This is a genomic window from Kitasatospora sp. NPDC093806, assembly GCF_040683335.1.
Taxonomy (GTDB): Bacteria; Actinomycetota; Actinomycetes; order Streptomycetales; family Streptomycetaceae; genus Kitasatospora.
In genome coordinates this window covers 20,039-46,103 of record NZ_JBFBDO010000025.1, presented here as the reverse complement: position 1 = coordinate 46,103, position 26,065 = coordinate 20,039, and the positions used below count along the sequence as shown (strand labels likewise).

General features: G+C 74.5%; 27 protein-coding genes. 23 read left to right on the top strand and 4 right to left on the bottom strand.

The annotated features are described in order from the left end of the window. Window positions 1–46: 46 nt before the first annotated feature. From AB0N76_RS15460 to AB0N76_RS15380, 17 genes are all read left to right on the top strand, one after another. Window positions 47–1,039: an FKBP-type peptidyl-prolyl cis-trans isomerase gene (locus AB0N76_RS15460; protein ID WP_363557205.1), complete on the top strand. Its 993-nt coding sequence runs from the start codon at window positions 47–49 to the stop codon at window positions 1,037–1,039. A gap of 244 nt (window positions 1,040–1,283) precedes the next feature. Beyond that, window positions 1,284–2,597: an FKBP-type peptidyl-prolyl cis-trans isomerase gene (locus AB0N76_RS15455; protein ID WP_363557203.1), complete on the top strand. Its 1,314-nt coding sequence runs from the start codon at window positions 1,284–1,286 to the stop codon at window positions 2,595–2,597. Window positions 2,598–2,712: 115 nt separating this feature from the next. After that, window positions 2,713–3,078, top strand: a complete 366-nt coding sequence (locus AB0N76_RS15450) for an FKBP-type peptidyl-prolyl cis-trans isomerase (RefSeq protein ID WP_363557201.1) — start codon at window positions 2,713–2,715, stop codon at window positions 3,076–3,078. Window positions 3,079–3,268: 190 nt separating this feature from the next. Then, entirely contained in the window at window positions 3,269–4,249 is a 981-nt protein-coding gene (locus AB0N76_RS15445; RefSeq protein ID WP_363557199.1) for a WYL domain-containing protein, read from the top strand. Further along, window positions 4,246–5,202 (top strand): WYL domain-containing protein, encoded by a 957-nt coding sequence (locus AB0N76_RS15440; RefSeq protein ID WP_363557197.1) that lies wholly within the window; start codon window positions 4,246–4,248, stop codon window positions 5,200–5,202. The genes AB0N76_RS15445 and AB0N76_RS15440 overlap by 4 nt, the downstream gene beginning before the upstream one ends. A gap of 27 nt (window positions 5,203–5,229) precedes the next feature. Next, window positions 5,230–5,436 carry a hypothetical protein gene (locus AB0N76_RS15435; RefSeq protein WP_363557195.1) on the top strand — a complete coding sequence of 69 codons (207 nt, stop codon included), beginning with the start codon at window positions 5,230–5,232 and terminating at the stop codon, window positions 5,434–5,436. Window positions 5,437–5,586: 150 nt separating this feature from the next. Continuing rightward, window positions 5,587–5,766 carry a hypothetical protein gene (locus AB0N76_RS15430; protein ID WP_363557193.1) on the top strand — a complete coding sequence of 60 codons (180 nt, stop codon included), beginning with the start codon at window positions 5,587–5,589 and terminating at the stop codon, window positions 5,764–5,766. Window positions 5,767–6,029: 263 nt separating this feature from the next. Beyond that, window positions 6,030–6,338, top strand: coding sequence for a Sec-independent protein translocase subunit TatA (gene tatA, locus AB0N76_RS15425; protein WP_363557191.1), 309 nt, complete (start codon window positions 6,030–6,032; stop codon window positions 6,336–6,338). A 79-nt stretch (window positions 6,339–6,417) separates the two neighbouring features. Then, complete coding sequence (gene tatC / locus AB0N76_RS15420) at window positions 6,418–7,359, top strand: twin-arginine translocase subunit TatC (RefSeq protein ID WP_363557189.1); 942 nt, start codon at window positions 6,418–6,420, stop codon at window positions 7,357–7,359. A 130-nt stretch (window positions 7,360–7,489) separates the two neighbouring features. Continuing rightward, entirely contained in the window at window positions 7,490–8,659 is a 1,170-nt protein-coding gene (locus AB0N76_RS15415; RefSeq protein ID WP_363557187.1) for an FAD-binding oxidoreductase, read from the top strand. Between the two features lie 90 nt (window positions 8,660–8,749). Continuing rightward, the gene (locus AB0N76_RS15410; protein ID WP_363557185.1) at window positions 8,750–9,079 is read left to right on the top strand and encodes a (2Fe-2S)-binding protein; all 330 of its coding nucleotides are present in this window, start codon (window positions 8,750–8,752) and stop codon (window positions 9,077–9,079) included. Next, window positions 9,060–10,535: an NAD(P)/FAD-dependent oxidoreductase gene (locus tag AB0N76_RS15405; protein ID WP_363557183.1), complete on the top strand. Its 1,476-nt coding sequence runs from the start codon at window positions 9,060–9,062 to the stop codon at window positions 10,533–10,535. The genes AB0N76_RS15410 and AB0N76_RS15405 overlap by 20 nt, the downstream gene beginning before the upstream one ends. A gap of 84 nt (window positions 10,536–10,619) precedes the next feature. Next, a complete protein-coding gene (locus AB0N76_RS15400) occupies window positions 10,620–11,528 on the top strand; it encodes a dihydrodipicolinate synthase family protein (RefSeq protein WP_363557181.1) in 909 nt (302 codons plus the stop codon). A gap of 97 nt (window positions 11,529–11,625) precedes the next feature. Beyond that, window positions 11,626–12,630, top strand: coding sequence for a proline racemase family protein (locus tag AB0N76_RS15395; protein WP_363557179.1), 1,005 nt, complete (start codon window positions 11,626–11,628; stop codon window positions 12,628–12,630). Window positions 12,631–12,708: 78 nt separating this feature from the next. Next, window positions 12,709–14,073 carry an aldehyde dehydrogenase family protein gene (locus AB0N76_RS15390; protein WP_363557177.1) on the top strand — a complete coding sequence of 455 codons (1,365 nt, stop codon included), beginning with the start codon at window positions 12,709–12,711 and terminating at the stop codon, window positions 14,071–14,073. Next, window positions 14,073–15,155, top strand: coding sequence for a proline racemase family protein (locus tag AB0N76_RS15385; protein ID WP_363557175.1), 1,083 nt, complete (start codon window positions 14,073–14,075; stop codon window positions 15,153–15,155). The genes AB0N76_RS15390 and AB0N76_RS15385 overlap by 1 nt, the downstream gene beginning before the upstream one ends. 71 nt (window positions 15,156–15,226) lie before the next feature. Then, the gene (locus tag AB0N76_RS15380; protein ID WP_363557173.1) at window positions 15,227–16,183 is read left to right on the top strand and encodes an ornithine cyclodeaminase family protein; all 957 of its coding nucleotides are present in this window, start codon (window positions 15,227–15,229) and stop codon (window positions 16,181–16,183) included. A 283-nt stretch (window positions 16,184–16,466) separates the two neighbouring features. Here AB0N76_RS15380 and AB0N76_RS15375 read toward each other — a convergent pair whose 3' ends face one another. Next, the gene (locus AB0N76_RS15375) at window positions 16,467–17,063 is read right to left on the bottom strand and encodes a TetR/AcrR family transcriptional regulator (protein WP_363557171.1); all 597 of its coding nucleotides are present in this window, start codon (window positions 17,061–17,063) and stop codon (window positions 16,467–16,469) included. A 107-nt stretch (window positions 17,064–17,170) separates the two neighbouring features. Here AB0N76_RS15375 and AB0N76_RS15370 point away from each other — a divergent pair, with 107 nt between their 5' ends. The 3 genes from AB0N76_RS15370 to AB0N76_RS15360 all read left to right on the top strand — a co-directional run bounded on the left by AB0N76_RS15370 (window position 17,171) and on the right by AB0N76_RS15360 (window position 19,584). Then, window positions 17,171–18,049 carry an NAD(P)-binding domain-containing protein gene (locus AB0N76_RS15370; protein ID WP_363557169.1) on the top strand — a complete coding sequence of 293 codons (879 nt, stop codon included), beginning with the start codon at window positions 17,171–17,173 and terminating at the stop codon, window positions 18,047–18,049. Window positions 18,050–18,224: 175 nt separating this feature from the next. Further along, window positions 18,225–18,944: a GntR family transcriptional regulator gene (locus AB0N76_RS15365; RefSeq protein WP_363557167.1), complete on the top strand. Its 720-nt coding sequence runs from the start codon at window positions 18,225–18,227 to the stop codon at window positions 18,942–18,944. A gap of 91 nt (window positions 18,945–19,035) precedes the next feature. Next, window positions 19,036–19,584, top strand: a complete 549-nt coding sequence (locus tag AB0N76_RS15360) for a Uma2 family endonuclease (protein ID WP_363557165.1) — start codon at window positions 19,036–19,038, stop codon at window positions 19,582–19,584. Here the strand turns inward: AB0N76_RS15360 and AB0N76_RS15355 are convergent. Together AB0N76_RS15355 and AB0N76_RS15350 are read right to left on the bottom strand one after the other, a co-directional pair. Further along, entirely contained in the window at window positions 19,574–20,257 is a 684-nt protein-coding gene (locus AB0N76_RS15355) for an ABC transporter ATP-binding protein (protein ID WP_363557163.1), read from the bottom strand. The genes AB0N76_RS15360 and AB0N76_RS15355 overlap by 11 nt on opposite strands. Then, window positions 20,254–21,330, bottom strand: a complete 1,077-nt coding sequence (locus AB0N76_RS15350; RefSeq protein ID WP_363557161.1) for an ABC transporter permease — start codon at window positions 21,328–21,330, stop codon at window positions 20,254–20,256. Before AB0N76_RS15350 ends, AB0N76_RS15355 begins: the two co-directional genes overlap by 4 nt. Before the next feature lie 162 nt (window positions 21,331–21,492). Between AB0N76_RS15350 and AB0N76_RS15345 the strand changes: the two genes are divergently transcribed. From AB0N76_RS15345 to AB0N76_RS15335, 3 genes are all read left to right on the top strand, one after another. Next, the gene (locus AB0N76_RS15345) at window positions 21,493–22,707 is read left to right on the top strand and encodes a sensor histidine kinase (protein ID WP_363557159.1); all 1,215 of its coding nucleotides are present in this window, start codon (window positions 21,493–21,495) and stop codon (window positions 22,705–22,707) included. Next, entirely contained in the window at window positions 22,704–23,354 is a 651-nt protein-coding gene (locus AB0N76_RS15340; protein ID WP_363557157.1) for a response regulator transcription factor, read from the top strand. Before AB0N76_RS15345 ends, AB0N76_RS15340 begins: the two co-directional genes overlap by 4 nt. A gap of 69 nt (window positions 23,355–23,423) precedes the next feature. Then, window positions 23,424–24,461 (top strand): nitronate monooxygenase, encoded by a 1,038-nt coding sequence (locus AB0N76_RS15335; protein ID WP_363557155.1) that lies wholly within the window; start codon window positions 23,424–23,426, stop codon window positions 24,459–24,461. Between the two features lie 33 nt (window positions 24,462–24,494). On the opposite strand, the gene AB0N76_RS15330 is transcribed toward AB0N76_RS15335, so the two are convergent. Then, window positions 24,495–25,970, bottom strand: coding sequence for an aminopeptidase P family protein (locus AB0N76_RS15330; RefSeq protein WP_363557153.1), 1,476 nt, complete (start codon window positions 25,968–25,970; stop codon window positions 24,495–24,497). Between the last annotated feature and the right edge of the window lie 95 nt (window positions 25,971–26,065).

The window sequence follows — 26,065 nt, the reverse complement described above, 5'->3', positions numbered from 1 at the left end:
GAGCCGGAGTCCGGAGAGCCGACTTTGACCGACAGTTAGGAACGCCGTGCGCCGCACCGCCGGGTTGCTTCTCACCCTGCCCCTGTTGCTGGCGGTGGCCTGCAGCAGCTCCACCAAGCCCGCCAGTCCGGCCACGCCGTCGGCCTCGCCCAGTGCCGCGCCCACCGTGCCGGCGCCGGTGAACGAGGCCTCGCCGATGCCGACCCTGTCCGGCGGCGGGTTCGGGAGCAAGGCCACCATCACCCTCCCCGAGGGCCAGCAGCCCAGCGGTCAGTTCGTGGTGAACACCGTCAGCGAGGGGGACCGGTCCACGGTCAACAAGGGCGACTGGGTGACGGTGAACTACACCGCGAAGGACTGGACCACCGGCAAGGACCTGCCCAGCTCCTACGACTCGGGCGGCAAGCCGCAGCTCTACCAGGCGGGCAGCGGGCAGCTGGTGCCGGCCTTCGACCAGAGCGTGATCGGCAAGAAGGTGGGCAGCCGGCTGCTGGTCGTCGCCCCGCCCGCCGCCGCCTTCGGCAGCCAGGGCAGCACCCAGCTCGGCGTCGCCGCCGGGGACACCGTGGTCTTCGTGCTGGACATCATGGAGAGCCTGCCGCCGGACGCCACGCTGTCCGGCACCATGACGGCGCCCCCGCCGGCCATGCCGCAGGTCAAGGACAACGGCAAGGCCGCGGTCACGATCACCGTGCCGGCCGGGCAGGCCCCGCCGACCGACCTCCAGCAGGCCCTGCTGATCAAGGGCGAGGGCAAGCAGGTCAAGGCCGGGCAGACGCTCGTCGTGCAGTACACCGGCGTGCTCTGGGCCAACGGCCAGCAGTTCGACTCCTCCTGGAGCCACGGCGGCGCGCAGGCGCTGCAGATCGGCACCGGCAGCGTCATCGAGGGCTGGGACAAGGGCCTGGTCGGGCAGACCGTGGGCAGCCGGGTCGAACTCGTGGTGCCGCCGGCCCTCGGCTACAAGGACCAGGCGCAGGGCGCCGTCCCGCCGAACTCGACGCTGGTGTTCGTGGTCGACATCCTGGAAGCCGTCTAGCACGGCGTGTAGGGGTGGGAGAGATCCTTCGTGCGGGCTGGTTCGAGCCCGGGAGGATTCCGTACGCTTGGGCGGGCGCTCGCACAGGGAAGCGCCCGCCCTCATCCTGACCTGTCATACTGCCCTCGCACTGTGGTAGGCGCCGCCGGCGTCCGGGGTCCGGGCGGGCAGTGCGACAGCACCCCGGCGCTCACCACGCCGGCCGTAGACCTCGAAGACCTCGTGGCGAGATGGATGGGGAGTCATGTCTGAGAAAGCGTCGAGCCCGGGCGGGTCCGGTAGCGCGAACGGGAACTCCGCCGGAGACCCGGCCGACTCGCGGCCCGGCGGTCCGCTTCCGGGCGACGGCGAGTCGATCGTCGTCCCGCCGGCGATCCTGAAGCAGCAGGCCGGCTGGGGCGGCTCGGACCAGGCCGCGCGCCCCGCGGGCGGGACCAAGACCGAGGACGCCCCGCAGATCTTCGCCTCGACGGTGCGCCGTGAGGACACCTCCGAGGCCGGGTACGACGAGAACCCGGGCAACGTGGGCAAGCTCGGTGTGATCCTCGGCACGGTGCTCGGCGTCCTGCTGATCGGCAGCGCCGTCACCCTGTACCTGGTGAACAAGGACGGCTCGTCCTCCGACACCGCGGCCCCCAAGCCGGACACCGCGAAGTCCGCGCCGGCCACGCCGACCGCCGAGCCGGTCCCGCCGATCAAGGACAGCGCCAAGGTGCTGCCGACGATCACCGGCGACTTCGGCAAGAAGGCCACCATCGAGGTGCCCGGCGACCAGCCGGACGGCAGCTTCGTGGTCAAGGTCCTCACCGAGGGCACCGGCCCCAAGGTCGAGAAGAACTCCTGGACCTCGGTGGACTACACCGGCAAGGACTGGAACACCGGCAAGGACATCCCCTCCTCGTACGACGAGAAGGGCAAGCCGCAGATCTTCCAGGCCGGCACCGACGCGCTGATCCCGGCGCTCGACCAGGCCGTCGTCGGCAAGAAGGCCGGCAGCCGGCTGCTCGTGGTCGCCCCGCCGGCCGCCGCCTTCGGCGCCCAGGGCAACCCGAACATGTCGATCGGGGCGAAGGACAACCTGATCTTCGTCATCGACATCCGCAACAGCAACGCCCCGGACGCCGTGGTCAGCGGCACCGTGACCCCGCCGCCCGCGGACTTCCCGCAGGTCAAGGACAACGGCAAGAAGCCCGCCGACATCACCCCGGTGGCCGGCGCGGCCGACCCGACCGAGCTCAAGAGCCACGTCCTGATCAAGGGCCAGGGCCGCAAGGTCGAGAAGGGCGAGAAGATCCTCGTCCAGTACACCGGCGCGCTGTTCAAGGACGGCAAGGTCTTCGACTCCTCGCTCAGCAAGGGCCAGGCGTTCTCCTTCCCGCTCGGCGGCGGCCAGGTCATCGCCGGCTGGGACCAGGGCCTGGAGGGCCAGACCATCGGCAGCCGGGTCGAGCTCGTGATCCCGGCTTCGCTCGGTTACAAGGACCAGGCGCAGGGCGAGATCCCGGCCAACTCCACGCTGGTCTTCGTCGTCGACATCCTGGACGCCGGTCAGGGCTGAGGTCCGGACCGATCCGCCTTCGGGTGACAATGGTGTGCGTATGACCTTCGGGCTCGGGCCGGGTGGCCCGGGCCCGCTTGGTCATGGATCGAACCAACCGTGAGAAGAGGCACTAGTGAGCAAGCCTGAGATCGACTTCCCGGTCGGCGACGCGCCGACCGAGCTGCAGATCCGCGACATCACCGTCGGCACCGGCGAGGAGGCCAAGCCGGGCCAGGTCGTCGAGGTCCACTACGTCGGTGTGACCTTCGCGTCCGGCGAGGAGTTCGACGCCAGCTGGAACCGCGGCTCGACCTTCAAGTTCCCGCTCGGTGGCGGCCGCGTCATCAAGGGCTGGGACCAGGGCGTCGTCGGCATGAAGGTCGGCGGCCGCCGCGAGCTGGTCATCCCGCCGCACCTGGGCTACGGCAACCAGTCGCCCACCCCGGCCATCCCGGCCGGCTCGACCCTGATCTTCGTGGTCGACCTGATCGCCGTCTGAGCAGGCGTTCCGATCGCCGCTTGACCAGGCGTTTCAGTAGGGCCGCACCCCGTCCGCGGGGTGCGGCCCCACGTCTTCGCGGACTCGGCTTTTGCACGGAGTACCGCGACCGGTACGGTCGGTCCCGCCGGGTCCAGGACGACCCGGCGGCGCACCCCGCGCAGCGCGCGGCACACCGGAAGGGTCAGCGATGGCGATCGCCAAGGCAGAGCGGCTGATGAATCTCGCCCTGTGCCTGATGAACACCAGACGTCCGCTCTCCAAGAAGGAGCTGCGGGAATCCATCGAGGCCTATCGCGAAGCCTGGCAGAACAGCAGCGAGGAAGCCTTCAACCGGATGTTCGAGCGGGACAAGGACGACCTGCGCGAACTCGGACTGGTCATCGACGTCGACGAGAGCGCCCTCGACGGCGAGCTCGGCTACCTCGCCCGCGCCGACCGCAACCGCCTGCCGGAGATCGCCCTCGACGCCGAGGAGGCCGCCGCGCTCACCCTCGCCGCCCGGGTCTGGCAGCAGGCCAAGATGTCCGGTGCCGCCAGCGGCGCCCTGCAGAAGCTGCGCGCGGCCGGCGTCCCGTTCACCGAGACCGAGGGCCGGCCCGCCCTGGAGCCGCGGATCCCGGCCCGCGAGGCCGCGTTCGAACCGCTGCTCACCGCCGCCCGCGACCGCCGCCCGGTCACCTTCGAGTACCGCAAGGCCGGCGCCGCCGCCGTCGAGCAGCGCAGCGTCGAGCCGTGGGCGCTGGAGTGCTGGCGCGGCCACTGGTACCTGGCCGGCTGGGACCGCGACCGGGCGGACGCCCGGGTCTTCCGGCTCAGCCGGATCACCGGCCGGGTCAAGGCCCGCAGCGGCGCCTTCCTGGGCACCGTGCCCGAGCACGTCGACGTCCGGGCCACCGTCGCCAAGTTCGCCGGTGAGGGCGCCACCGCCACCGCGGTGGTCCGGGTCCGCCGGGGCGCCGGCTTCCCGCTGCGCACCAAGGCGCTCGCCACCCGGCGGGCCGACGACGGCTGGGACGAGCTGGAGATCCCGTACGGGAACGGGCTCGGCGCCGACCTCGCGGAGTTCGGGCCGGACGTCCTGGTGGTGGGTCCGGAGGAGCTGCGGGCCGATGTGATCGACCGGCTGCGCGCGGTGGCCGGGACCGTGGTGGAGGGTGTGCGGGCATGAGTAACGCGATCGACCAGACCCGGCGGATGCTGTCGCTGGTCACCTATCTGCGCGAGCGCCCCGGCGCCGAGGTGGCCGAGGTGGCCCGCGCCTTCGGGATCAGCGAGCGCGAGCTGATCGGCGACCTCAACGTGCTGCCGATGTGCGGCACCAGCTTCCGCGGCGGCGACCTGCTCGACATCGACACCGACGGCGAGCGGATCTGGTGGCACAACGTCGACGACGTCGCCCAGCCGCTGCGGCTGGCCGCCGACGAGGCGACCGCCCTGCTGGTCGCCGCCCGCGCGGTGGCCGGGCTGCCCGGTCTGCGGGCCGGTGACCGGGAGGCGCTCACCCGCGCCGTCGCCAAGATCGAGAACGCGGCCGGGGAGAGCGCCGAGGGCAGCGCCCGGGTCGGCGTCACCTTCGAGGCCGAGAGCCACGTCTTCGCCGACATCGACCGGGCGCTCAGCGAGGGCCGCCGGCTCTGGCTGCGCTACTACTCGCACGGGCGCGGCGGCATGACCGAGCGCGAGGTCGACCCGATCCGGCTGCTCACCGAGGGGCACACCTACCTGGAGGCCTGGTGCCGGACCTCCGAGGACCACCGGATGTTCCGGCTCGACCGGGTCGCCGAGATCAGGGTCCTGGACGTCCCGGCCGATCCGCCCAAGCGCGAGCCGCGCGACCTCTCCGGCGGGCTGGTCAACCCGTCCGCCGACGACCCCGAGGTGGTCGTCGAGGTCTCCTCCGGCGGGCGCTGGGTCGCCGAGTACTACACCCACCACCGGGCCGAGGAGCTGCCGGACGGCGGGCTGCGGATCACCCTGCGCAGCGCCGACCCCTCGCAGCTGCGCCCGCTGGCGCTGCGGCTGGGCCGGGACGGGCGGATCGTCTCCCCGCCGGAGCTCGCCGGTCAGGCGCGCGCGGCGGCGCTGGAGGCGCTGGCCCTCTACGGGGAGGGGCGGGGCTGAGCCGTGGAGCCCGGTACCAGATTCAAGGTGTACTGCTCGGAGTGCCGGGAGAAGGTGGAGCTGCCCGCCGAGGACTTCCGGCTCACCTTCGGGCGGACCGCCGCGCAGGCGCACTACAGCTTCGGCTGCCCGCTCTGCGGGGCGGCGGTGCGCAAGCCGGCCGGGGAGAAGATCGTCGCGGCGCTGACCGGGGCCGGGGTGCGGACCATGCGGCTGGTGCCGGTCGAGGGGTGAGGGCCGGGGGTGCCCGCCCCGAGCCGAAGGGCCGCGCCGGTGCCGAAAGCGATGAGTGACAAGCGACGAAGGAGCGCCGGAGCGAAGAGTGTCGGCGCCGGGTCCGAGCGGCCCGGAGGCGAGCGGGCGAGTTACAGCTAGGCTGGGGCCATGTCCTGGATGCTCGTCGCCGCCGTCCTCCTCGCCACCGCCGGCCTGCTGGTGCTCGGCGTCCTCGCGGTCCGGCTCTGGCTGGACGTGCGGGCCCTGGCGAAGGGCGTGGACGCCGCCTCCCGGGCGCTGGCCGAGGCGGCCGGGGAGCTCGCGGGCGCGGTGCCGGGACGGTCCTGACCGTTCCTGACCGTCCCTGACCGCTCCCGACCGGCCCGGGCGCGGCGCGGAGCCGGCCCGGAGCCCGCCCGGACCGCGACAAAGGGGTGACGGGGGGCTGCTGCCCGGAGGTAGGGGCGCGTTACGCTCTCCAGATGGCCCCTGAGCGCGAACCGGGGGCTGCTGTCCTGTTCGGGCGGCCGTCGTCACGGCGTCACCCGCAGCGGTTACCATCCCCGCAGCGGGCGGTCCGACGATGCCGCCGAGACTGAAGGTGGTCGAGCATGCGGGTCTCGTTCACCGCGATCCTGGTGGTCGTGGTCATTGCCATTGCGCTCTTCGGCGCCAAGCGACTGCCCGAGCTGGCGCGTTCGCTCGGCCAGTCGATGCGGATCCTGAAGAGCGAGGCCAAGGCGATGCGCACGGACGGCGCCGCCGACGCCCCGGCCCCGCCCGCCCCGGCGGCGGCCGACGAGGCCGCGGCGAAGACCATCCAGTCCGCCCCGGGCGCCTCGGCGACCGCCCGTCCGGTGAGCGGGCAGCCCGCCGGCCAGGGCGGCGGCCAGTCCGCCGCGGACGGCCGGGCGCACTGAGCGCCCCGAGCGTGCGGCACACGCGACCACTGGAGGCCCGTCGACCGGCGGGCCTCGACGCACGAGTTGAGGACCGGGGTTGAGCAAGCTCACCAAGGCGTCGAAGGCGCCCAAGGATCCCGAGGGACGGATGGCCCTCGCCGACCACCTGAGGGAACTGCGGAACCGCGTGGTCAAGTCGGTCCTGGCGATCGTGGTGATCACGATCGTCGCGCTGATCTTCCACAAGCAGATCGAGACGCTGCTGCTCAAGCCGCTTCCGCAGTGCACCCCGGACAACATCGCGGCGACCAAGGGCAAGTGCGCGCAGGTCTCGACCATCGGTCTGACCGCGGGTTTCAACTGGATGCTCAAGGTCGCCCTGACGGTGGGTGTGGTCGTCACCGTCCCGATCTGGCTGTACCAGCTGTGGGCCTTCGTGGCGCCCGGCCTGCACAAGCACGAGCGCAAGTACACGGTCATCTTCATGGCCTGTGGCGCGCCGCTGTTCCTGGCCGGCGTGACGCTGGCGATCATGCTGCTGCCGCTGACCGTCGAGGTCCTGATCTCGTTCACCCCGAACGACACCACACCGATCCTGCCGCCCGCGGACTACTTCGACATCGCCACCCGGCTGGTGCTGGTCTTCGGTCTGGCCTTCGAGTTCCCGCTGCTGCTGGTGATGCTGAACATGGTCGGCATGGTCAGCGGCAAGCGGCTGCTGGGCTGGTGGCGCGGCATGGTGATGGGCATCACCGTGTTCGCCGCCTTCGCCACGCCGAGCGCCGACCCGCTCAGCATGCTGGCGCTGGCCGCCCCGATCTGGGGGCTGTACTTCGTCGCGGTCGGCGTCGCGATCCTGAACGACCGGCGCAGGGCCCGGCGCAACCCGGACCTGGCGCTGGACGACGAGGAGGCCTCGCAGGTCGACCTCGCGGTGGCGCCGGTGGCCGGGGCCGAGGCGATCGAGGCCTCCGCCGCGCCGACCGCCGCCCGCCAGGTGCCGGCCGCCCGCCACGAGCAGATGGACGACATCACCTGATGAACTGACGGGCCGACGCGTCCGAGGGCCCCGGCCTGCTGCATCGCAGCAGGCCGGGGCTTTGTTCTTGTTCCGTTCGCCGGGGCGCGGTGGTCTTGGCACTTTCGATGGCATGTGACATATTACTGGCGTGTCCCACTCCCAGAGACTCCCCGACGTCGTGGTGGTCGGTGCCGGTGTCGTCGGCGCCGCCTGCGCGTACTACGCCGCCCGGGCCGGCCTCGCCGTCGACGTCGTCGACCGCGGCCCGGTCGCCGGCGGCACCACCGGCGCCGGCGAGGGCAACCTGCTGGTCTCCGACAAGGAGCCCGGCCCCGAACTCGACCTCGCCCTGCACGCCACCCGGCTCTGGCAGGAGCTGGCCGCAGAGCTCGGCCCCGCCGTCGAGTACGAGCCCAAGGGCGGCCTGGTGGTCGCCGGCACCCCCGACCGGCAGGCCGCGCTGCGCGCCTTCGCGGCCGGGCAGGAGGCGGCCGGCGTGCGCTCCGAGGAGATCCCCGCCGAGCGCCTGAACGAGCTGGAGCCGCACCTCGCCCCCGGGCTGGCCGGCGGCTTCCTCTACCGCCAGGACGCCCAGGTCCAGCCCGCGCTGGCCGCCGCCCACCTGCTGCGCGCCGCCCGGAACGCCGGGGCCCGGCTGTACACCGGCGAGGCCGTCCGCGCCGTCCGGCTCGGGGCCGACGGCGCCGTGCGTGGCGTCGAGACCGAGCGGCGGCGGCTGGACGCGCCCGCGGTGGTCAACGCCGCCGGCACCTGGGGCGGCGAGCTGGCCGCGCTGGCCGGAGTCCGGCTGCCGGTGCTGCCGCGCCGCGGCTTCGTACTGGTGACCGAGCCGCTGCCGCGGATCGTCCGGCACAAGGTGTACGCCGCCGACTACGTCGCCGACGTGGCCAGCGGTTCGGCCGCGCTGCAGACCTCGGCCGTGGTCGAGGGCACCCCCGGCGGCCCGGTGCTGATCGGGGCCAGCCGCGAGCGGGTCGGCTTCGACCGGACGATCTCGGTCGAGGTGCTGCACCGGCTCGCTGCCCAGGCGGCGGGGCTCTTCCCGGTGCTGGCCGGGGTGGACGTGATGCGCGCCTACCGGGGGTTCCGGCCGTACCTGCCGGACCACCTGCCGGCGATCGGCGCCGACTCCCGGGTGCCCGGGCTCTACCACGCCTGCGGCCACGAGGGCGCGGGCATCGGGCTGGCCCCGAGCACCGGGCTGCTGATCGCCCAGCAGCTCACCGGCAAGGAGCCGGAGCTGGACCTCACGCCCTTCCGGGCCGACCGCTTCCCGGCCGAGGGCGACCCGGCGTGACGCCGCGGGAACACCCCTGACCGGTCCGGTCGGGATGACCGTCGGACCACCCCACGATCGGCTCATGAGCTGAACGGAGAAACCCCACCCATGCGCCGTCCCCGCACCCCCGTCACCCCCGCGGAGCTGGTCCGGGCCGAACCCGGACCCGCGCACACCATCGAGTTCGACGGCCGGCCCGTGCCCGCGCTGCCCGGGCAGACCATCGCCGCCGCCCTCTGGGCCGACGGCGTGCTCGCCTGGCGCACCACCCGGGTGGGCGGGAAGCCGCGCGGGGCGTTCTGCGGGATCGGCGCCTGCTTCGACTGCCTGGCCACCGTCGACGGGCGGCCCAACCAGCGCACCTGCCTGCTGCCGGCCGAGCCCGGTACCACCGTCACCACCCAGGAGGGCCACGGCCGTGCCGACCTCGAAGTCTGAGCCCCGGAGCGCCACGGGCGAGCCGTACGACCTCGCCGTGATCGGGGCCGGCCCGGCCGGACTGGCCGCCGCCGTCACCGCCGCCGACCTCGGCCTGCGCTGCGCGCTGGTGGACGCCGGCCGGAGCACCGGCGGCCAGTTCTACCGCCACCCCGCGCCCGGCCTCGGCGCCGCCCGGCCCGACCGGCTGCACCACGGCTGGTCCGTCTACACCGGCCTCGCCGAGCGGCTCGACGCCCACCGGGCGGCCGGCCGGGTCGAGCTGCTGAGCGGCCACCAGATCTGGGCGCTGGAGCGCGCCGGGGACCGCGACTGGCGGCTGCACGCCACCACCGGTCCGGCCGCGGCGGACCGGGCCACCGTCCGGGCCGCCGCCGTCCTGCTCGCCACCGGCGCCTACGAGCGGCAGCTGCCGTTCCCCGGCTGGACGCTGCCCGGGGTGGTCACCGCCGGCGGCGCGCAGGCCATGCTCAAGTCCGGCCTGGTGCTGCCCGGCCGGCGGATCGTGGTGGCCGGCAGCGGCCCGCTGCTGCTCGCGGCCGCCTCCTCCCTGGTCACCGCGGGCGCCGAGGTGCCCGCGGTGGTCGAGGCGACCGCGTACCTCGGGTACGCCCGGCGCCCCGGCGTGCTGGCCGCCGTCCCGGCCAAGCTGGTCGAGGGCGCCGGGCACGGCTCGGCACTGCTGCGCCACGGCGTCCGGCTGCGTCCGCGCAGCGCGGTGGTCGAGGCGCACGGCACCGACCGGGTCACCGCCGTCACGGTGGCCCGGCTGGACGCCGAGTGGCGGCCGGTGCCCGGCACCGAACGGCGGATCGAGTGCGACGCGCTCGCCGTCGGCCACGGCCTGATCCCGCAGATCGAACTCGCCACCGAGCTGGGCGCGGCCACCCGCACCACCCCCGACGGGACGGCCGCGCTCAAGGTCGACGCCCGGCTGCGGACCACCGTCCCCGGGCTGTGGGCGGCGGGCGAGACCTGCGGGGTCGGCGGCGCCGACCTGGCGATCGCCGAGGGCGAACTGGCCGCGCACGCGGTGGCCGGCCAATCGGTGCGCACCGTGCTGCTGCGCCGCCGGTCCCGGCTGCGGGCCTTCGCCGAGCTGATGGCCGCCGCGCACCGGCCCGGTCCGGGCTGGACCGGCTGGCTGCGGCCGGACACCGACGTCTGCCGCTGCGAGGAGGTCCCGGTGGACCGGATCCGCGAGGCGGTGGAGGAGCTGGGCGCGGGCGACGCGCGCACCGTCAAGCTGCTGACCAGGGCCGGGATGGGCTGGTGCCAGGGCCGGATGTGCGGTCCGGCGGTGGCCTGCCTCGCCGGTGCCGGTTCCGGTTCCGACGCCGGTTCCGATGCCGGTGCCGGCGGCGGCGAGGGCCGGCGGGAGGTGCGGGCGGACAGCCGTCCGTTCTCCTGCCCGGTACCGCTCGGGCAACTCGCGGCCGAGCGGCACCGGGACTGAAACCGGCCGAAACCGTACGGCGGGGACTCTTGTCTCCGCCGCGCGGACTCTAATAAAATGTCACACCTCACCAAGGAGTACGCTGTGTCCCTGACCTCGCACGACACCACCAAGCCCTGGCGCGGCATCATGGTCGCCACCACGCTGCCGCTGCGCCCGGACCTCTCCGTCGACTACGACGCCTACGCCGAGCACGTCCGCTGGCTGATCGAGTCGGGCTGCGACGGCGTCGTCCCCAACGGCTCGCTGGGCGAGTACCAGACCCTGACCGCCGAGGAGCGCGCCAAGGTCGTCGAGGTCGCCGTCGAGGCCGCCGGCGACGGCTCCCGGGTCATGCCCGGCGTCGCCGCCTACGGCAGCGCCGAGTCCCGCCGCTGGGCCGAGCAGGCCGCCGAGGCCGGCGCCGGCTCCGTCCTGCTGCTGCCGCCGAACGCCTACCGGGCCGACCACGAGGCCGTCCGCGGCCACTACGCCGAGGTCGCCAAGGCCGGCGTGCCGATCGTCGCCTACAACAACCCGATCGACACCAAGGTCGACCTCGTCCCGTCGCTGCTCGCCGAGCTGCACGCCGCGGGCTCGATCGTCGCGGTCAAGGAGTTCAGCGGCGACGTCCGCCGGGCCTACGAGATCGCCGAGCTGGCCCCGGGCCTGGACCTGCTGATCGGCGCCGACGACGTGCTGCTGGAGCTGGCCCTGGCCGGCGCGGTCGGCTGGATCGCCGGCTACCCGAACGCGCTGCCGGAGGCGAGCGTCGCGCTGTACAAGGCCGCCGTCGCGCAGGACCTCACCACCGCGCTGCCGCTGTACAAGGCGCTGCACTCGCTGCTGCGCTGGGACTCCAAGACCGAGTTCGTCCAGGCGATCAAGCTCTCCATGGACATCGCCGGCCGCCCCGGCGGTCCGACCCGCGCGCCGCGCCTGCCGCTCACCCCGGAGATCGAGGCGGCCGTCCGCGCGGCCACCGAGAAGGCGCTGGCCGAGGGCCTCGCCTGATCCGCACTCCGTAGTTCCGGTATCCGGGACGGCCGGCTGCGGGGGCAGCCGGCCTCCGGGTCACCACCCACCCTCCCACCCCACGGAGCGTCACCAGATGCGTAGCCGTCACGTCTTCCACGCCGTCGACTCGCACACCGAGGGCATGCCCACCCGGGTCATCACCGGCGGATTCGGCGTCATCCCCGGCGCCACCATGGCCGAGCGCCGCGTCCACTTCCAGCAGCACCTGGACGACTTCCGCACCCTGCTGATGTACGAGCCGCGCGGCCACGCCGCGATGAGCGGCGCCATCCTGCAGCCGCCGACCCGGCCCGACGCCGACTTCGGCGTGCTCTACATCGAGGTCTCCGGCCTGCTGCCGATGTGCGGGCACGGCACCATCGGGGTCGCCACCGTGCTGGTCGAGACCGGTATGGTGCCGGTCGTCGAGCCGGTCACCACGGTGCGGCTGGACACCCCGGCGGGCCTGGTGATCGCCGACGTCGCGGTCGAGAACGGCGCCGCCACCTCGGTCACCATCCGCAACGTGCCGTCCTACTCGGTGGCGCTGGACCGCAAGATCGAGGTGCCCGGCTACGGCACGGTGAGCTACGACCTCGCCTACGGCGGCAACTTCTACGCCATCCTGCCGCTCGCCGAGTTCGGGCTGCCGTTCGAGCGCGAGCGCAAGCAGGAGATCCTGGACGCCGGCCTGGCCCTGATGGACGCCATCAACTCCGGCCCGGACAAGCCGGTGCACCCGGAGAACCCGTCCATCCACAGCTGCCACCACGTCCAGCTGCTCGCCCCCGGCTCCACCGCCGAGCACTCCCGGCACGCGATGGCCATCCACCCCGGCTGGTTCGACCGCTCGCCCTGCGGCACCGGCACCTCGGCCCGGATGGCGCAGCTGCACGCGCGCGGCGAACTGGCGCTCGGCGACGACTTCCGCAACGACTCCTTCATCGGGACCACCTTCATCGGGCGCCTGGTCGAGGAGACCGAGGTGGCCGGCCGGCCGGCGGTCGTCCCCACCGTCACCGGGCGGGCCTGGGTCACCGGCACCGCCCAGTACTTCCTCGACCCCAGTGACCCGTTCCCGGCCGGCTTCCTGCTCTGAGACGCTGATCCGCGCCGAGCGGTCACGAAGTTCCGAAGCCTGGACACCCCCGTCGAATCCCCTGAAGGGCTGCCTGCAGTGACGATCCGTTCGTACAACCCCGCCGACCCCGCGGACCTCGTCGCCGAGGCGCCCGCCCCCGGGGCCGAAGCCGTCCAGACCGCCGTAGCCCGCGCCCGGGCCGCGCAGGCCGGCTGGCTCGCCGCCGGCGCCGCCGGTCGCTCGGCCGCGCTCACCAAGGTCGCCGAGAAGCTCGAGGCGAACGCCGAGGAGCTCGCCCAGCTGATGGTGCGCGAGGTCGGCAAGCCGATCGCCGAGGCGCGCGGCGAGGTCGCCCGCGCCGTCGCGATCTGGCGCTACAACGCCCAGGCGCCGTTCGCGGCGTCCGGCGCCGTGCACGAGACCGCGGTCGGCCCCGGCCTGCTGCTCACCCGCCGCCGCCCGTACGGCGTCGCCGGGCTGATCACCCCGTGGAACTTCCCGCTGGCGATCCCCAGCTGGAAGGCCGCGCCCGCGCTGGCCGTCGGCAACGCCGTGGTGCTCAAGCCCTCCTCGGAGGCGATCGGCCTGGCCGTGCGGCTGGGTGAGCTGGTCGCCGAGGCCGGGCTGCCCGCCGACGTCTTCACCGTGCTGCCGGGCGGCGGCGCCGAGGGCGGCACCCTGGTCGGCGCGGCCGACGTGGTCTCCTTCACCGGCTCCACCGGGGTCGGCCGGCAGGTCGTCCGGACCGCCACCGAGCGCGGTATCCCGGTCCAGGCCGAACTCGGCGGGCTGAACTCGGCGCTCGTCCTGCCGGACGCCGACTTCGAGCTGGCCGCCACCCACCTGGCGGCCGCCATCGCCGGGTACGCCGGGCAGAAGTGCACCGCCACCAGCCGGGTCATCGCGGTCGGCGCGGCGTACGAGCCGCTGCGCGCGGCGCTGGTCAAGGCGCTCGCCCAGGTCGACGACACGGCGTGCGGGCCGGTCATCAACGCGGCCAGCCGGGACGAGATCACCACCGCCGTCGCCTCCGCCCAGGAGGCCGGCGCCGAGGTGCTGACCGGCGGCGGCGTGCCGGACCGGGACGGCTGGTACCTCGACCCGACCCTGGTCACCGGCGTGCCGGTGGACCACCCGCTGCACCGCGAGGAGTTCTTCGGCCCGATCGCCGTGCTGCACGCGGCGGCCGACCTGGACGAGGCCATCGCGCTCGCCAACGACACCCCGTACACGCTGGCCGCCTCCGTGCACACCCGGAACCTGGACGCGGCGCTCGCCGCCGCCGACCGGCTGGACGCGGGCATGATCCGGGTCAACGCGCCCTCCAGCGGCGTCGACTACCACCTGCCGTTCGGCGGTGCGAAGGGCGCCAGCCACGGCGGCCGCGAGCAGGGCCAGGCGGCGCTGGACTTCTACACCCAGAGCCGCACCGTCACCCTGCTGCCCGGCGGGGGTGCCTGATGCCGGCCGAGGGCACCGACGGCACCGGCGGCACGGACGGCCGGGGCGACGTGCTGCAGGTCGACACGGTCGACTACCACACGGCCGGTGAGCCGTTCCGGATCGTGGTCGGCGGCGTGCCGGCCGTCCCCGGCGACAGCGTCGCCGAGCGGCGGGCCATCGCGATCGGCGCGGGCGGCACCGCCACCGCGCCCCGGCCGGGCCCGCTGGAGCACGTGCGGCGGCTGCTCAGCCGCGAGCCACGCGGCCACGCCGGGATGTACGGCGCGTTCCTGGTGCCGCCGGACGACGACGGGGCCGACCTCGGCGTGCTGTTCTGGCACAAGGACGGCTACTCGACCGCCTGCGGCCACGGCACCATCGCGCTCGGCGCCTGGGCGGTCGACGCCGGGGTGATCGCCGCGCCCGAGTACGGCGTCGCCCGGGTCCGGATCGACGTGCCGTCCGGCCGGGTCACCGCGCTGGTCCACCGGGCCGGCGGCCGCACCACCGGCGTGACCTTCCGCAACGTGCCCTCCTGGGTCAGCGAGCTGAAGCTCCCGGTCGAGACCTCGCGCGGCACCGTCGAGGTGGCCGTCGCGCACTCCGGGGCCTGCTACGTCTCGCTGCCGGCCGCCTCGGTCGGGCTCTCGGTGACCCTCGGGCAGCTGCCCGAGCTCACCGCGATCGGGCGGGAGATCCGGGCCGCGCTGGCCGACTCCCCGGCCGTCCGGCACCCGGTGGACCCGCGGCTGTCCGGCGTCTACGGCGTCGTCCTGTACGACGAACTGCCCGCCGAGGACGGCGGGGTGAACCAGCGGAACGTCACCGTCTTCGCCGACGGCCAGATCGACCGCTCGCCCTGCGGCTCCGGCACCTCGGCCCGGCTGGCGGTGCTGGCCGCCGAGGGGCGGCTCGCCCCCGGGCAGGAGCTGCGGCACGAGTCGATCGTCGGGACGGTCTTCGGCGGTCGCGTCCTGGCCGGCGGCGACCCGTGGGGCGACGGCGTGGTCACCGAGGTGACCGGGACCGCCCACCGCACCGGCGAGCACCGCTTCCTGCTCGACCCGCGGGACGAGCTCGGCACGGGGTTCCTGCTGTGACCGGGGCTCCTGCGGCGACCGCCGCTCCCGGCGCGGCCGGCGGGGTCCGGCCGGCTCCGGTACCGCCCGGCGTGGCGGCTGAGCCGCTCCAGTCCGCCGCGCCGGGCATCCAGGCCGACCCGGCCGCCGGTGTGCTGGCGGCCGGCGAGGTCGGGCTGACGCCCGCCGAGGCGGCCCGGGCCATCGAGCAGGTGCTGCGCGAGGGCCTGGACCCGGAGGCCGCACCGGCCCGTTCGGCGGTGCCGGTGCCGGCCGGGGAGCTGCTGATGATGCCGGCCGCCGGCGCCGGGTACGTCGGGGTGAAGATCGCCGGAGTGGCGCCCGCCAACCCGGCCGCCGGACTGCCCCGGATCACCGGCAGCTACCTGCTGCTCGACGGTCCGACCCTGCAGCCGGTCGCCCTGCTCGACGGCGCCGCGCTGACCGCGCTGCGCACGCCCGCCGTCACCGCCGTGGCGCTGGACCGGCTGGCCGTGCCGACGGCCGCGCACCTGGTGCTGTTCGGCTCGGGCCCGCAGGCGTACGGCCACCTGGACGCGCTGCTGGACATCCGTCCGCTGACCCGGGTGACCGTGGTCGCCCGCAGCGCGGGGCCGGCCGAGGCGCTCGTCCGGTACGCCCGGACGCGCGGCCCGGCCGCCGAGGTCGGCACCCCGGCCGACGTGGCCGGGGCCGACCTGGTGGTCTGCTGCACCACCGCGCGCACGCCGCTGTTCGACGGCGCGCTGGTGCCGGACCACGCGGCGGTCGCGGCGGTCGGCTCGCACGAGGTGGACGCGCGGGAGGTGGACGAGGTGCTGGTCGGCCGGTCCGCGCTGTACGTGGAGGCGCGCTCGGCCGCCCTGCGGGAGGCCGGTGACCTGCTGATGGCGGGCGTCACCGGGGCCGACCCGCTCTGGAACCTGGCCGAGCTGGTGCGTGGCGAGGCGCCGGTGCCGACCGACCGGCCGAGGTTCTTCAAGAGCGTCGGGATGGCCTGGCAGGACCTCGCGATCGCGGCCGAGGTGCACCGGCGCGAGCCGGTCTGAGCCCTCCGGTCGGTTTTCTCCGACCCCTTGTCGTCGGGCCTTGCTGTGGGGCCCGACGCCGGGTGCCGGCGCCACGGCGCGGCGTCGGCACCCGGCACTCCCTGGGGCCGGTCCGGCACGATCTGCCGGACCGGTCCCAAGTCCGTTTCCTCGGACGGGGGTTGGTCGTTGAAGTGAGCGACCGGAGCTGCGGTCGACGTGGTGGGATGGGATCCCCGGCCACGTCGGCCGCTTTGGCGTTTCCGGCCTCGCGTTTCCGGCCTCGCGTGTCCGGCCTCGCGCGTCAGGCGTCCTGGCGCGGCGGCCGGTAGGTGGCGATCAGCCGGGCCAGGTGGCGGCCGGTCAGGTGGAGCGGCTCCTCGCTGCGGGTGACCTGGGCCTGCAGCTCCGCGCCCTCCAGGGTGTTGATGACGGTGGCGGCCAGTTCGCGGGCGTCGGTCAGACCGATCCCGGAGCCGTGCAGCTTCTCCTCGACGATGGCCCGCCAGTTGGCGAACGCCTCGGCGACGGCCTCCTCGATCACCGGCGCCCGGCCGACCGTCTCCAGCGCGGTGGTGGTGATCGGGCAGCCGTCCTGCCAGTCGGACGCGCGCAGCGCCTCGGCGAGCAGCCGGGTGCAGGCGACGACCGCCTCGGCCGGCCCGTCCGCGCTGGCCAGCCCCTCGCGCAGCAGGTCGGCGAACTCCTGGTCACCGTGCCGGATCGCCGCGGCGGCCAGCTCCTGCTTGCCGCCCGGGAAGAAGTGGTAGACGGAGCCGAGGGTGGCCTCCGCCTCGCGGGAGATCTGCTTGATGCCGGTGCCCTCGTAGCCCTGGCGCTGGAGCAGCCGGGAGGTGGCCCGGACGATCCGCTCGCGGGTGCCGGTGGTGGTCGTCTTCACGGGGGGAGTCTAGCCGAGAAATGGATAGAGCGTTCGTTCCAGTGCTGTGCTAGCTTCTCCTCCTGGATAGAGCGTTCGTTCTAGACATTCTTCACGGAGGGGAACCCATGTCCGTCGAGCAGCCCAAGAAGTCCGTCACGCTGATCGGCCTCGGCCCGATGGGGCAGGCCATGGCCGGCGCCTACCTGGACGCCGGCTACCGGGTCACGCTGTGGAACCGCACCGCCGGCCGGGCGGACGACCTGGTCGCCCGCGGCGCCGTCCTCGCGCCGGACGCGGCCGCGGCGGTCGCCGCCAACGACCTGGTCGTGCTCAGCCTCACCGACTACGACGCGGTGTACGCGGTGCTCGACGCCGCCGGAGCCGAGCTGGCCGGCAAGGTCGTCGTCAACCTCAGCTCCGACACCCCCGACCGGGCCCGGGAGGCCGCCCGCCGGCTGGCCGGGCTCGGCGCCGTCCACCTGACCGGGGGCGTTCAGGTGCCGCCCTCGGGCATCGGCCGGCCGGAGTCGTCCACCTTCTACAGCGGGCCGGTCGAGGCGTTCCGGACCCACCGGGCCGCCCTGGAGGTGCTCACCGGCGCCGACTACCGGGGCGACGACCCGGGGCTCGCCCAGCTGTACTACCAGATCCAGATGGACCTCTTCTGGACCTCGATGGTCGGCTATCTGCACGCCACCGCCGTCGCCGAGGCCAACGGCATCCCGGCGGACGCGTTCCTGCCGTACGCCTCCTCGACCGCCGCCTCGATCCCCGGTTTCCTGGCCTTCTATGCGCCCCGGATCACCGCCGGGAACCACGCGGGCGACGTCGACCGGCTCACCATGGGCCTCGCCAGCGTCGAGCACGTGCTGCACACCGTGGAGGCCTCGGGGGTGGACGCCGGGGCGCTGCGGCAGCTGGCCGGCACCTTCCGGCGGGGCGTCGAGGCCGGGCACGGCGGGTCCAGCGTCAGCAGCCTGGTGAAGCTGTTCAAGGGGGAGTGATGGGGGAGTGACGTGAAAGCGGGCCGCCGGCCGTTGTCACCGGCCGGCGGCCCTGCCACCATGGGCTCCGGGAGCACGCTCCGGTCGCTGATGGATCATCCGAATCACGGAATGTTGCACACTCAACGTAACGTGACATTGTACGCTGGTGTTCTGCACTCACCGGAGGAACACCATGGCCGACCTCAAACCCCGCACCCTGATCTCCGTCCAGGAGCGGCTGCGCGACCAGGTCGCCCACGCCCTCCGGGCCGCCCTCATCTCCGGTGAACTGCGCCCCGGCGTCGTCTACTCCGCGCCCGCCCTCGCCGCCGACTTCGGCGTCTCCGCCACCCCCGTCCGCGAGGCCATGCTCGACCTCGCCCGCGAGGGCCTGGTCGAGGCCGTCCGCAACAAGGGCTTCCGGGTCACCGAGCTCACCGAGCGCGACCTCGACGACTTCACCGAGATCCGCGCCCTGATCGAGGTCCCGACCGTCGGCCGGGTCACCCGGGCCGGCGTCGCCGAGCAGCTGGAGGCGCTGCGCCCGCAGGCCGAGGCGATCGTCGCCGCCGCCCGCAAGCACGACCTGATCGGCTACCTCGAAGCGGACCGCCAGTTCCACCTCGACCTGCTCGGCCTGGCCGGCAACACCCGCCTGGTCGAGGTCGTCGGCGACCTGCGCAAGCGCTCCCGCCTCTACGGCCTCACCCGCCTCGACCAGCGCGGCGAGCTGGTCTCCTCGGCGGAGGAGCACCTGGAGCTGCTCGACCTGATGATCGCCGGCGACGCCCCCGCCGCCGAGGCCTGCATGTCCCGCCACCTCGGCCACGTCCGCTCCCTCTGGGCCGAGGGCCAGGCCGAGGCGGAGGCCGAAGAGGAAGCCCGCCCGGCCCTCCGCCTCCGCGCCCGGTAGCGGTCACCCGTTCGGGGGAAGTCGGTCGAAGAGCGTCCCGCGATGGGACCACCTGCGGCAGGGTGCGGGTATGGCCCCTTTGCCGCTTGAGATGGCCGATGTGCTCTTCGACCGCTTCCCCGGCCACCGGGTAGAGGTTCTCGGCGGGCTGGTCTCGGTCGAACCGCTACAGGACATGTGCCACGCCAGGATCCTGAGCGACGTGATGGCTGCCTTTTTTCGAGCGGGAATGCGGTGCGACGACCGGCCCCGGGCGATCCAGCGGCTGGCGATCTGGCTGCCTACCGGGCCCTTCGATTACGCCATTCCGGACCTGTCCGTCGTCGATCCGGAGATCGACGACCACATGATCGAGTTCAACTGCTACGACCCGGCGGTCTTCCGGCTGGTACTGGAGGTGACCTCGTCCGCCCTGGGGGACGAACTCACCAGGAAGCCCGCCGCCTACGCCTCCGGCGGTGTGCCCGTCTACGTCATCGTCGACCGGACCAATCAGCGGGTCATGGTGCTCACCGAACCTCAGGGCACCGAATACCGAGTGCGCGCAGTCCACCACCCGGGGGAGTCGTTCACGTTGCCGGAGTCGATCGGGGTGTCGGTGACGATCCCCGTGAATGATCTGGTGGTGATCAGGCCGTGACCGCCGGGACGGTGAGGTGGCCGTCGTGGACTTCGGCGATCTGGTCGACGGCGGTGAGGTGGGTGCGGTCGTGGGTGACCAGGATGGTGGCGGTGGCGCGCTGGTGGGTGAGGGTGGTCAGCAGGTCGAGGACGGCGGCGCCGCGTTCGTGGTCCAGGGCGCTGGTGGGCTCGTCGACGAGGAGCACGGTGGGGTCGTTCATCAGCGCGCGGGCGATGTTGACGCGCTGGCGCTGACCGCCGGACAGCTGGTGCGGGCGGCGGCCGGCCTGGTCGCGCAGGCCGACGGCGGCCAGCAGTTCCAGGGCGCGGGGCAGGGCGCCGCGCGGGGAGCGGCCGTCCAGGTGGGCCATCACCTGGAGCTGTTCCGCGGCGGTCAGCGACGGCAGCAGGTTGGCCTGCTGGAAGACGATGCCGATCCGGTGCCGGCGCAGTTCGGCCAGCTCGGCGCGGTTCAGGCCGGTGGTCTCCACGCCGTCCACCACCACCCGGCCCGAGTCCGGGGCGATCAGCGTCGCGGCCACCGCCAGCAGGCTGGACTTGCCGGAGCCGGACGGGCCGACCACCGCCGTGACCGTGCCCTTCGGGACGGTCAGCGAGACCTCGTCCAGGGCGGTGAGCCGGCCGTCGCCGTCCGGGTAGGTGAGGGTGATCCGGTCGAGGTGCAGGGTCATCGGGCGCTCCCCAGGGCGGTCAGCGGGTCGACGGAGGTGATCCGGCGGATGGACAGGGCCGCGCCGACCGCGCCCAGCGCGATCATCACCGCGGCCGGGAGGAGGACGGTCGGGGCGTCCAGGACGAACGGGACGGCCGAGCCGATGACCGCGCCGAGGCCGACCGCGATCGCCGTGCCGACGGCGGTGCCGAGCACCAGCAGCAGGACGGCCTGCCCGAGCGCGTCGCGCAGCAGGTAGCGGGTGGAGGCGCCGAGCGCCTTCAGCACGGCGATGTCGCCGCTGCGCTGGATCGTCCAGACGGTGAAGAACGCGCCGATCACCAGCGCCGAGATGGCGAACAGGAAGCCGCGCATCAGCTGCAGCGAGCCGTTCTCCGAGGTGTAGGAGCCGATCGCGGCGAGCGCATCCGTCCGGTCGCGGGTCTCGGTGCCGAGGCGGGCGTCGGCCGCGTCCAGGTCGGCTCCGGCGGTGGTGCTGAGCGCGACCACGGTGGCGTGGCCGGCGCCGCCCGGGGCGACCTGCTGCCAGTCCGTCAGGGTGGTCCAGACCACCGGGGTGTGGCTGTAGGAGGCGTCCCCGGCGACGGCGGTGACCCGCAGCGAGCGGCCCGCCAGGGTGAGCGCGTCACCCGGCCGCAGTCCGCCGAGGTCCTTCGCGGCGCTCTCCGACAGCACCGCCCCGCCCGGGGCGAGCGAGGCGCCCTGCGGGGCCAGCGTCGAACCGTCCGGCACGCCGAACACCGAGAGCGCGGCGGTGCGCGCCCCGGCGGTCGCCTTGGTGGTGGCGATGCCGAGCGGCTGCGCGGCGCTCACCCCGGGGGTCCGCTCCCAGCCCTGCCACTGCTCGGGGGTGACCTGGGAGTCGGTGAACGACAGCTTCTGGCCGTCGGCGGGCCGGCCGAAGGCCAGGTGGTCGGCGGGCAGGCCGCTGATCGCCGAGATGTTCTGCCGGCCCAGCCCGGCCGTCAGCCCCGACAACAGGCCGACCAGCACCGTGATCAGCACGATGACGGTCCCCATCAGGGCGAACCGCCCCTTGGCGAACCCCAGATCCCTCCAGGCGACGAACACCGCAAGCCCTTCCGCTCGATCCACTGCGACACTGACGACAGTGGTCGAAGAGGGGCCCGCCGGGCATCGCACCGGGGATTGGAACCTCGGCATCGCAGGGCGGAAGCGGAGTTCAACCTTTTGATTGATGCCGGTCCGCGGCACGGACCCTAGGCTGGACGGATGGCGACCGAACGATCCCGCACCACCCCCGTCGCCCGCGTCCTCCAGGTCTGCCTGCACCTGCTCGTGGCGGGCCTGCTCGCCCTCGCCGTGGTCCGGGCCCTGGCCGGCCGGGGCGGCGACCCGGCGGCCGTCACCGCCGCCGCCACCGCGATGGCCGCCGTCTACGCGGCCGGGCCGCTGATCGCCGCCGTCGGCCGCTCCCGGCGGGCCGCCGGGCTCTGGCTGGCACTGCTCGGCGTCACCTGGGTCGGGGTGCTGGTCGTCACCCAGGACGGCGTCTGGCTGGCCTTCCCGCTGTACTTCCTCGAACTGCACCTGCTCGGCCGGCGCGCCGGTTTGGTGGCGGTGGCGCTCACCGCGGGCGCCGCCATCGTCGCCTACTCCGCGCACCAGCACACCGTCAGCGTCGCCCCGGCGATCGGGCCGCTGCTCGGCGCCGCCGTCGCCACCGCCACCGTGCTCGGCTACCAGGCGCTCTACCGGGAGAGCGAGGAGCGCCGCCGGCTGATCGACGAACTCACCGCCGCCCGCGCCGACCTGGCCGCCGCCCACCACGCGGCCGGCGTCCTCGCCGAGCGCGAGCGCCTCGCCCGGGAGATCCACGACACCCTGGCGCAGAGCCTCTCCAGCATCCAGCTGCTGCTGCGGGCCGCCCAGCGCGCCCTGCCGGACCGCACCGAGGCCGCCGCCGAGTACGTCGAGCAGGCCCGGCAGGCGGCCCAGGACAACCTCGCCGAGGCCCGCCGCTTCGTCCGCGCGCTCACCCCGCCCGACCTGGAGAGCGACACCCTGCCGGTCGCGCTGGAACGGCTCTGCGCCACCACCACCGCGCGCAGCGGTCTGCCGGTGCGGCTGCACGTCTCCGGCGAGCGGGTCCGGCTGCCGGTGCCGCACGAGGTGGCGCTGCTGCGGATCGCCCAGTCGGCGCTCGGCAACACCGTCCGGCACGCCGGGGCGACCCGCGCCGAGGTGACGCTCAGCTTCATGGCGGGGGAGGTGGCGCTGGACGTGGTGGACGATGGGGCGGGGTTCGACCCGGCGGCCGCGGGCGCGCGCGGGGGGACGGACGAGGGGGACGGCGGGTTCGGGTTGCCGTCGATGCGGGCCCGGGCCCGGGCGCTCGGCGGCACCTTCGCGGTGGAGTCCGCCCCCGGCGAGGGGACGGCGCTCGCCGTGCTGCTGCCATTGCCCGACGACGAGGAGGCCTCGTGACCGACGGTGTGATCCGCCTGCTGCTCGCCGACGACCACCCGGTGGTCCGGGCCGGGCTGCGGGCCGTCCTGGAGTGCGAGCCGGACTTCGCGATCGTCGCGGAGGCCGCCACCGCCGAACGCGCCGTCGAGCTGGCCGCGGAGGTCCCGGTCGACGTGGTGCTGATGGACCTGCAGTTCGGGCCGGGCTCGGCGATGAACGGCGCGCAGGCCACCGCGGCGATCACCGCCCGCGGGGCGGGGGCGCCGCGGGTCCTGGTCGTCACCACCTACGACACCGACGCGGACACCCTGCCGGCCCTGGAGGCCGGTGCCACCGGGTACCTGCTGAAGGACGCGCCGCCGGAGGAGCTGGCCCGGGCGGTGCGCTCGGCGGCGGCCGGGCGGACGGCGCTGGCGCCCACGGTGGCGGACCGGCTGCTGGAGCGGATGCGCACGCCCGCGGCCGCGCTGAGCGTCCGGGAGACCGAGGTGCTGGGGCTGGTCGCGGACGGGCTCACCAACCAGCAGGTCAGCCAGCGGCTGCACCTGAGCCAGGCCACGGTGAAGTCCCATCTGGTGCACATCTACACCAAGTTGGGCGTGGAGTCGCGGACGGCGGCGGTGCGGGAGGCGCGGGCGCGGGGGCTGATCCGGCGCGGCGGCTGAGCCGGCGGGGGGCTTAGTAGGGTGGGCCCGCTCGAACCCGCGTCCGCCGTGTGAGTGGAGGATCCCCCGATGGCCGTCCGACTCGACGAACTCGCCGTGCCCGTGATCGCGGCGCCGATGGCCGGCGGGGCGTCCACCCCGGAGCTGGTCGCCGCCGTGAACGGGGCGGGCGGGCTGGGCTTCCTCGCCGCCGGGTACCGGAGCGCCGCCGCGACCGTCGAACAGGTCCGCCGCCTCCGGGAGCTGACCGACCGCCCGTTCGGCCTGAACCTCTTCGTGCCCGCCGCGCCCGGCGATCCGGCGGCCGTCGCCGCCTACCGGGAGCGGCTGCGGCCGGAGGCCGAACGGCACGGCGTCACCCTGCCCGAGGAGATCGCGCCGGACCGGGACGACTGGGACGCCAAGATCGCCGCCCTGCTCGCCGAGCCCGTCCCGGTGCCGGTGGTCTCCTACACCTTCGGCCTGCCGGCGGCGGCCGAGGCGCGGGCGCTGCGGGCGGCCGGGACCTTCCAGATCGGCACCGTGACCACGCCGGCGGAGGCGCGCCGGGCCGAGGCGGCCGGGATGGACGCGCTGTGCGTCCAGGGTCCGGAGGCCGGCGGGCACCGGGCCACCCACGGCGTGGCGGACCGCCCGGGGACCGTCCCGCTGCTCGACCTGCTGGCCGCCGTCCGGGCGGTGACCGGGCTGCCGCTGATCGCGGCCGGCGGGCTGGCGGACGGCCCGGGGATCGCGGCGGCGCTGCGGGCCGGGGCGGTGGCCGTCCAGCTGGGGACGGCGCTGCTGCGGGCGGACGAGTCCGGGGCGTCGGCGGCGCACCGGGCGGCGCTGACCGAGTTCGGGGGGACGACGGTGACCCGGGCGTTCACCGGCCGTCCGGCGCGCGGGCTGCGCAATGACTTCATCGACCGCTACGAGCCCTACGCCCCGCCGGCCTACCCGGAGGTGCACCACCTGACCCAGCCGCTGCGCGCGGCGGCGACCCGGCGCGGCGATACCGGGGCGATGCACCTGTGGGCGGGCACCGGGCACCGCTCGGTCCGCTCCGGTCCGGCCGCCGACCTGATCCGGTCCCTCTGGGCCGAGGCCCGCCCCGCCGTCTCCTGACCGGGGGCGGCGGGGCGGGGCGGCTCGGTCGGCTCAGCCGAGCAGCTCGGCCATCCAGGACTCGATGGCGGGGGCGGTGCGGGGGAGGGCGCCGGACATCAGGCGGGCGCCGTCGGAGGTGATGACGAGGTCGTCCTCGATGCGGATGCCGAGGCCGCGCAGTTCGAGCGGCAGGGTCTCGTCGTCGGGCTGGAGGTAGAGGCCGGGCTCGACGGTGAGGACGTGGCCCTCCTCCAGGACGCCGTCCAGGTAGGTCTCGGCGCGGGCCTTGGCGCAGTCGTGGACGTCGAGGCCGAGCATGTGGCCGGTGCCGCAGAGGGTGTAGCGGCGGTAGACGCCGCTGTCCTCGGCGAGCGCCTCCTCGGCGGAGACCCGCAGCACGCCCCAGTCGGCGAGGCCCTCGGCGATGACCCGGGCGGCGGCCTCGTGGAAGTCGCGGAAGCGGGCGCCGGGGCGCAGGGCGTCGATGCCGGCCTGCTGGGCGGCGAGCACCAGGTCGTAGGCCTGGCGCTGGACCGGGGTGAAGGTGCCGCTCAGCGGGAGGGTGCGGGTGATGTCGGCGGTGTAGAGGGTGTCGGTCTCCACACCGGCGTCGAACAGCAGCAGCGCGTTGGGGTCGAGCGCGCCGTCGTTGCGGATCCAGTGCAGGACGCAGGCGTGCGCGCCGGCGGCGGCGATGGTCTCGTAGCCGATGCCGTTGCCCTCGGCGCGGGCGCGCAGGTTGAAGACGCCCTCGATCCAGCGCTCGCCGCGGTGGTGGCGCAGGGCGGCGGGGAGGGCGCGGACGACGTCCTCGAAGCCGAGCACGGTGTGGTCGACCGAGAGCTGGAGCTGCTCGACCTCCCAGGCGTCCTTGACCAGCCGCAGCTCGGACAGGACGGCGGCCAGTTCGCCGTCGGCGAGGGCGAGTTCGGGGGAGCCGGGGCGGCCGGTGGCCGCGTCGACCTCGGCGTCGACGTCGGTGAGGACGCGGGTGGTGGGCTGCGGGCCGGTGAGCAGCTTCTCCAGCTCGTCGAGGTGCTCGACCCGGATGCCGGTGAGCTGCTCGGCCTCGGCGAGGTCGGGGCGGCGGCCGACCCAGAACTCGCCGTAGCGGCGGTCGCGGTAGAACTCGGCGCCGCGCACCGGGTCGCCGCCGCGCGGGGAGCGGGGGCGGAAGTAGAGGACCGGCTCGTGGCCGTCGGGGCCGGTCGGCTCCAGGACCAGGACGTGGCCGACCTGGTCGTCGCCGGTGCAGCCGGTGAGCCAGGCGTAGGCGCTGTGCGGCCGGAAGCGGTAGTCGACGTCGTTGCTGCGGACCTTGAGGCGGCCGGCCGGGACGATCAGGCGCTCGCCGGGGAAGGCGGCGGAGAGCCGGGCGTGGCGGCGGGGCAGCACGGCGTGGCCGGGGACCCGGGCGTCGGCGGGGAGCGGGGTGGGGGCCCAGGAGGTGCCCATGAACGCGTTGAGGGCGGGGGAGACGGGGAGGTCGTGGCTTCCGGTGTTGAGGCCGGTCTGACGGAGGGTCACCGGGGTACTCCTAAGCGGGGCTGCGCGGCAGGGGGACGGGGGGCGGCACGGACACAGCTCGGTAACGGGTGGTGTCACCTCTTGTGCAGTGCAAT

Excerpts from the sequence above, each read along its gene's own strand:
- AB0N76_RS15370 (WP_363557169.1), top strand. The coding sequence starts at position 17,171 with ATGTCCGTCGAGCAGCCCAAGAAGTCCGTCACGCTGATCGGCCTCGGC.
- AB0N76_RS15355 (WP_363557163.1), bottom strand. The coding sequence starts at position 20,257 with ATGACCCTGCACCTCGACCGGATCACCCTCACCTACCCGGACGGCGAC.
- AB0N76_RS15385 (WP_363557175.1), top strand. The coding sequence starts at position 14,073 with ATGCCGGCCGAGGGCACCGACGGCACCGGCGGCACGGACGGCCGGGGC.
- AB0N76_RS15360 (WP_363557165.1), top strand. The coding sequence starts at position 19,036 with ATGGCCGATGTGCTCTTCGACCGCTTCCCCGGCCACCGGGTAGAGGTT.
- AB0N76_RS15410 (WP_363557185.1), top strand. The coding sequence starts at position 8,750 with ATGCGCCGTCCCCGCACCCCCGTCACCCCCGCGGAGCTGGTCCGGGCC.
- AB0N76_RS15345 (WP_363557159.1), top strand. The coding sequence starts at position 21,493 with ATGGCGACCGAACGATCCCGCACCACCCCCGTCGCCCGCGTCCTCCAG.
- AB0N76_RS15445 (WP_363557199.1), top strand. The coding sequence starts at position 3,269 with ATGGCGATCGCCAAGGCAGAGCGGCTGATGAATCTCGCCCTGTGCCTG.
- AB0N76_RS15440 (WP_363557197.1), top strand. The coding sequence starts at position 4,246 with ATGAGTAACGCGATCGACCAGACCCGGCGGATGCTGTCGCTGGTCACC.
- AB0N76_RS15335 (WP_363557155.1), top strand. The coding sequence starts at position 23,424 with ATGGCCGTCCGACTCGACGAACTCGCCGTGCCCGTGATCGCGGCGCCG.
- AB0N76_RS15430 (WP_363557193.1), top strand. The coding sequence starts at position 5,587 with ATGTCCTGGATGCTCGTCGCCGCCGTCCTCCTCGCCACCGCCGGCCTG.
- tatA (WP_363557191.1), top strand. The coding sequence starts at position 6,030 with ATGCGGGTCTCGTTCACCGCGATCCTGGTGGTCGTGGTCATTGCCATT.
- AB0N76_RS15455 (WP_363557203.1), top strand. The coding sequence starts at position 1,284 with ATGTCTGAGAAAGCGTCGAGCCCGGGCGGGTCCGGTAGCGCGAACGGG.
- AB0N76_RS15365 (WP_363557167.1), top strand. The coding sequence starts at position 18,225 with ATGGCCGACCTCAAACCCCGCACCCTGATCTCCGTCCAGGAGCGGCTG.
- AB0N76_RS15395 (WP_363557179.1), top strand. The coding sequence starts at position 11,626 with ATGCGTAGCCGTCACGTCTTCCACGCCGTCGACTCGCACACCGAGGGC.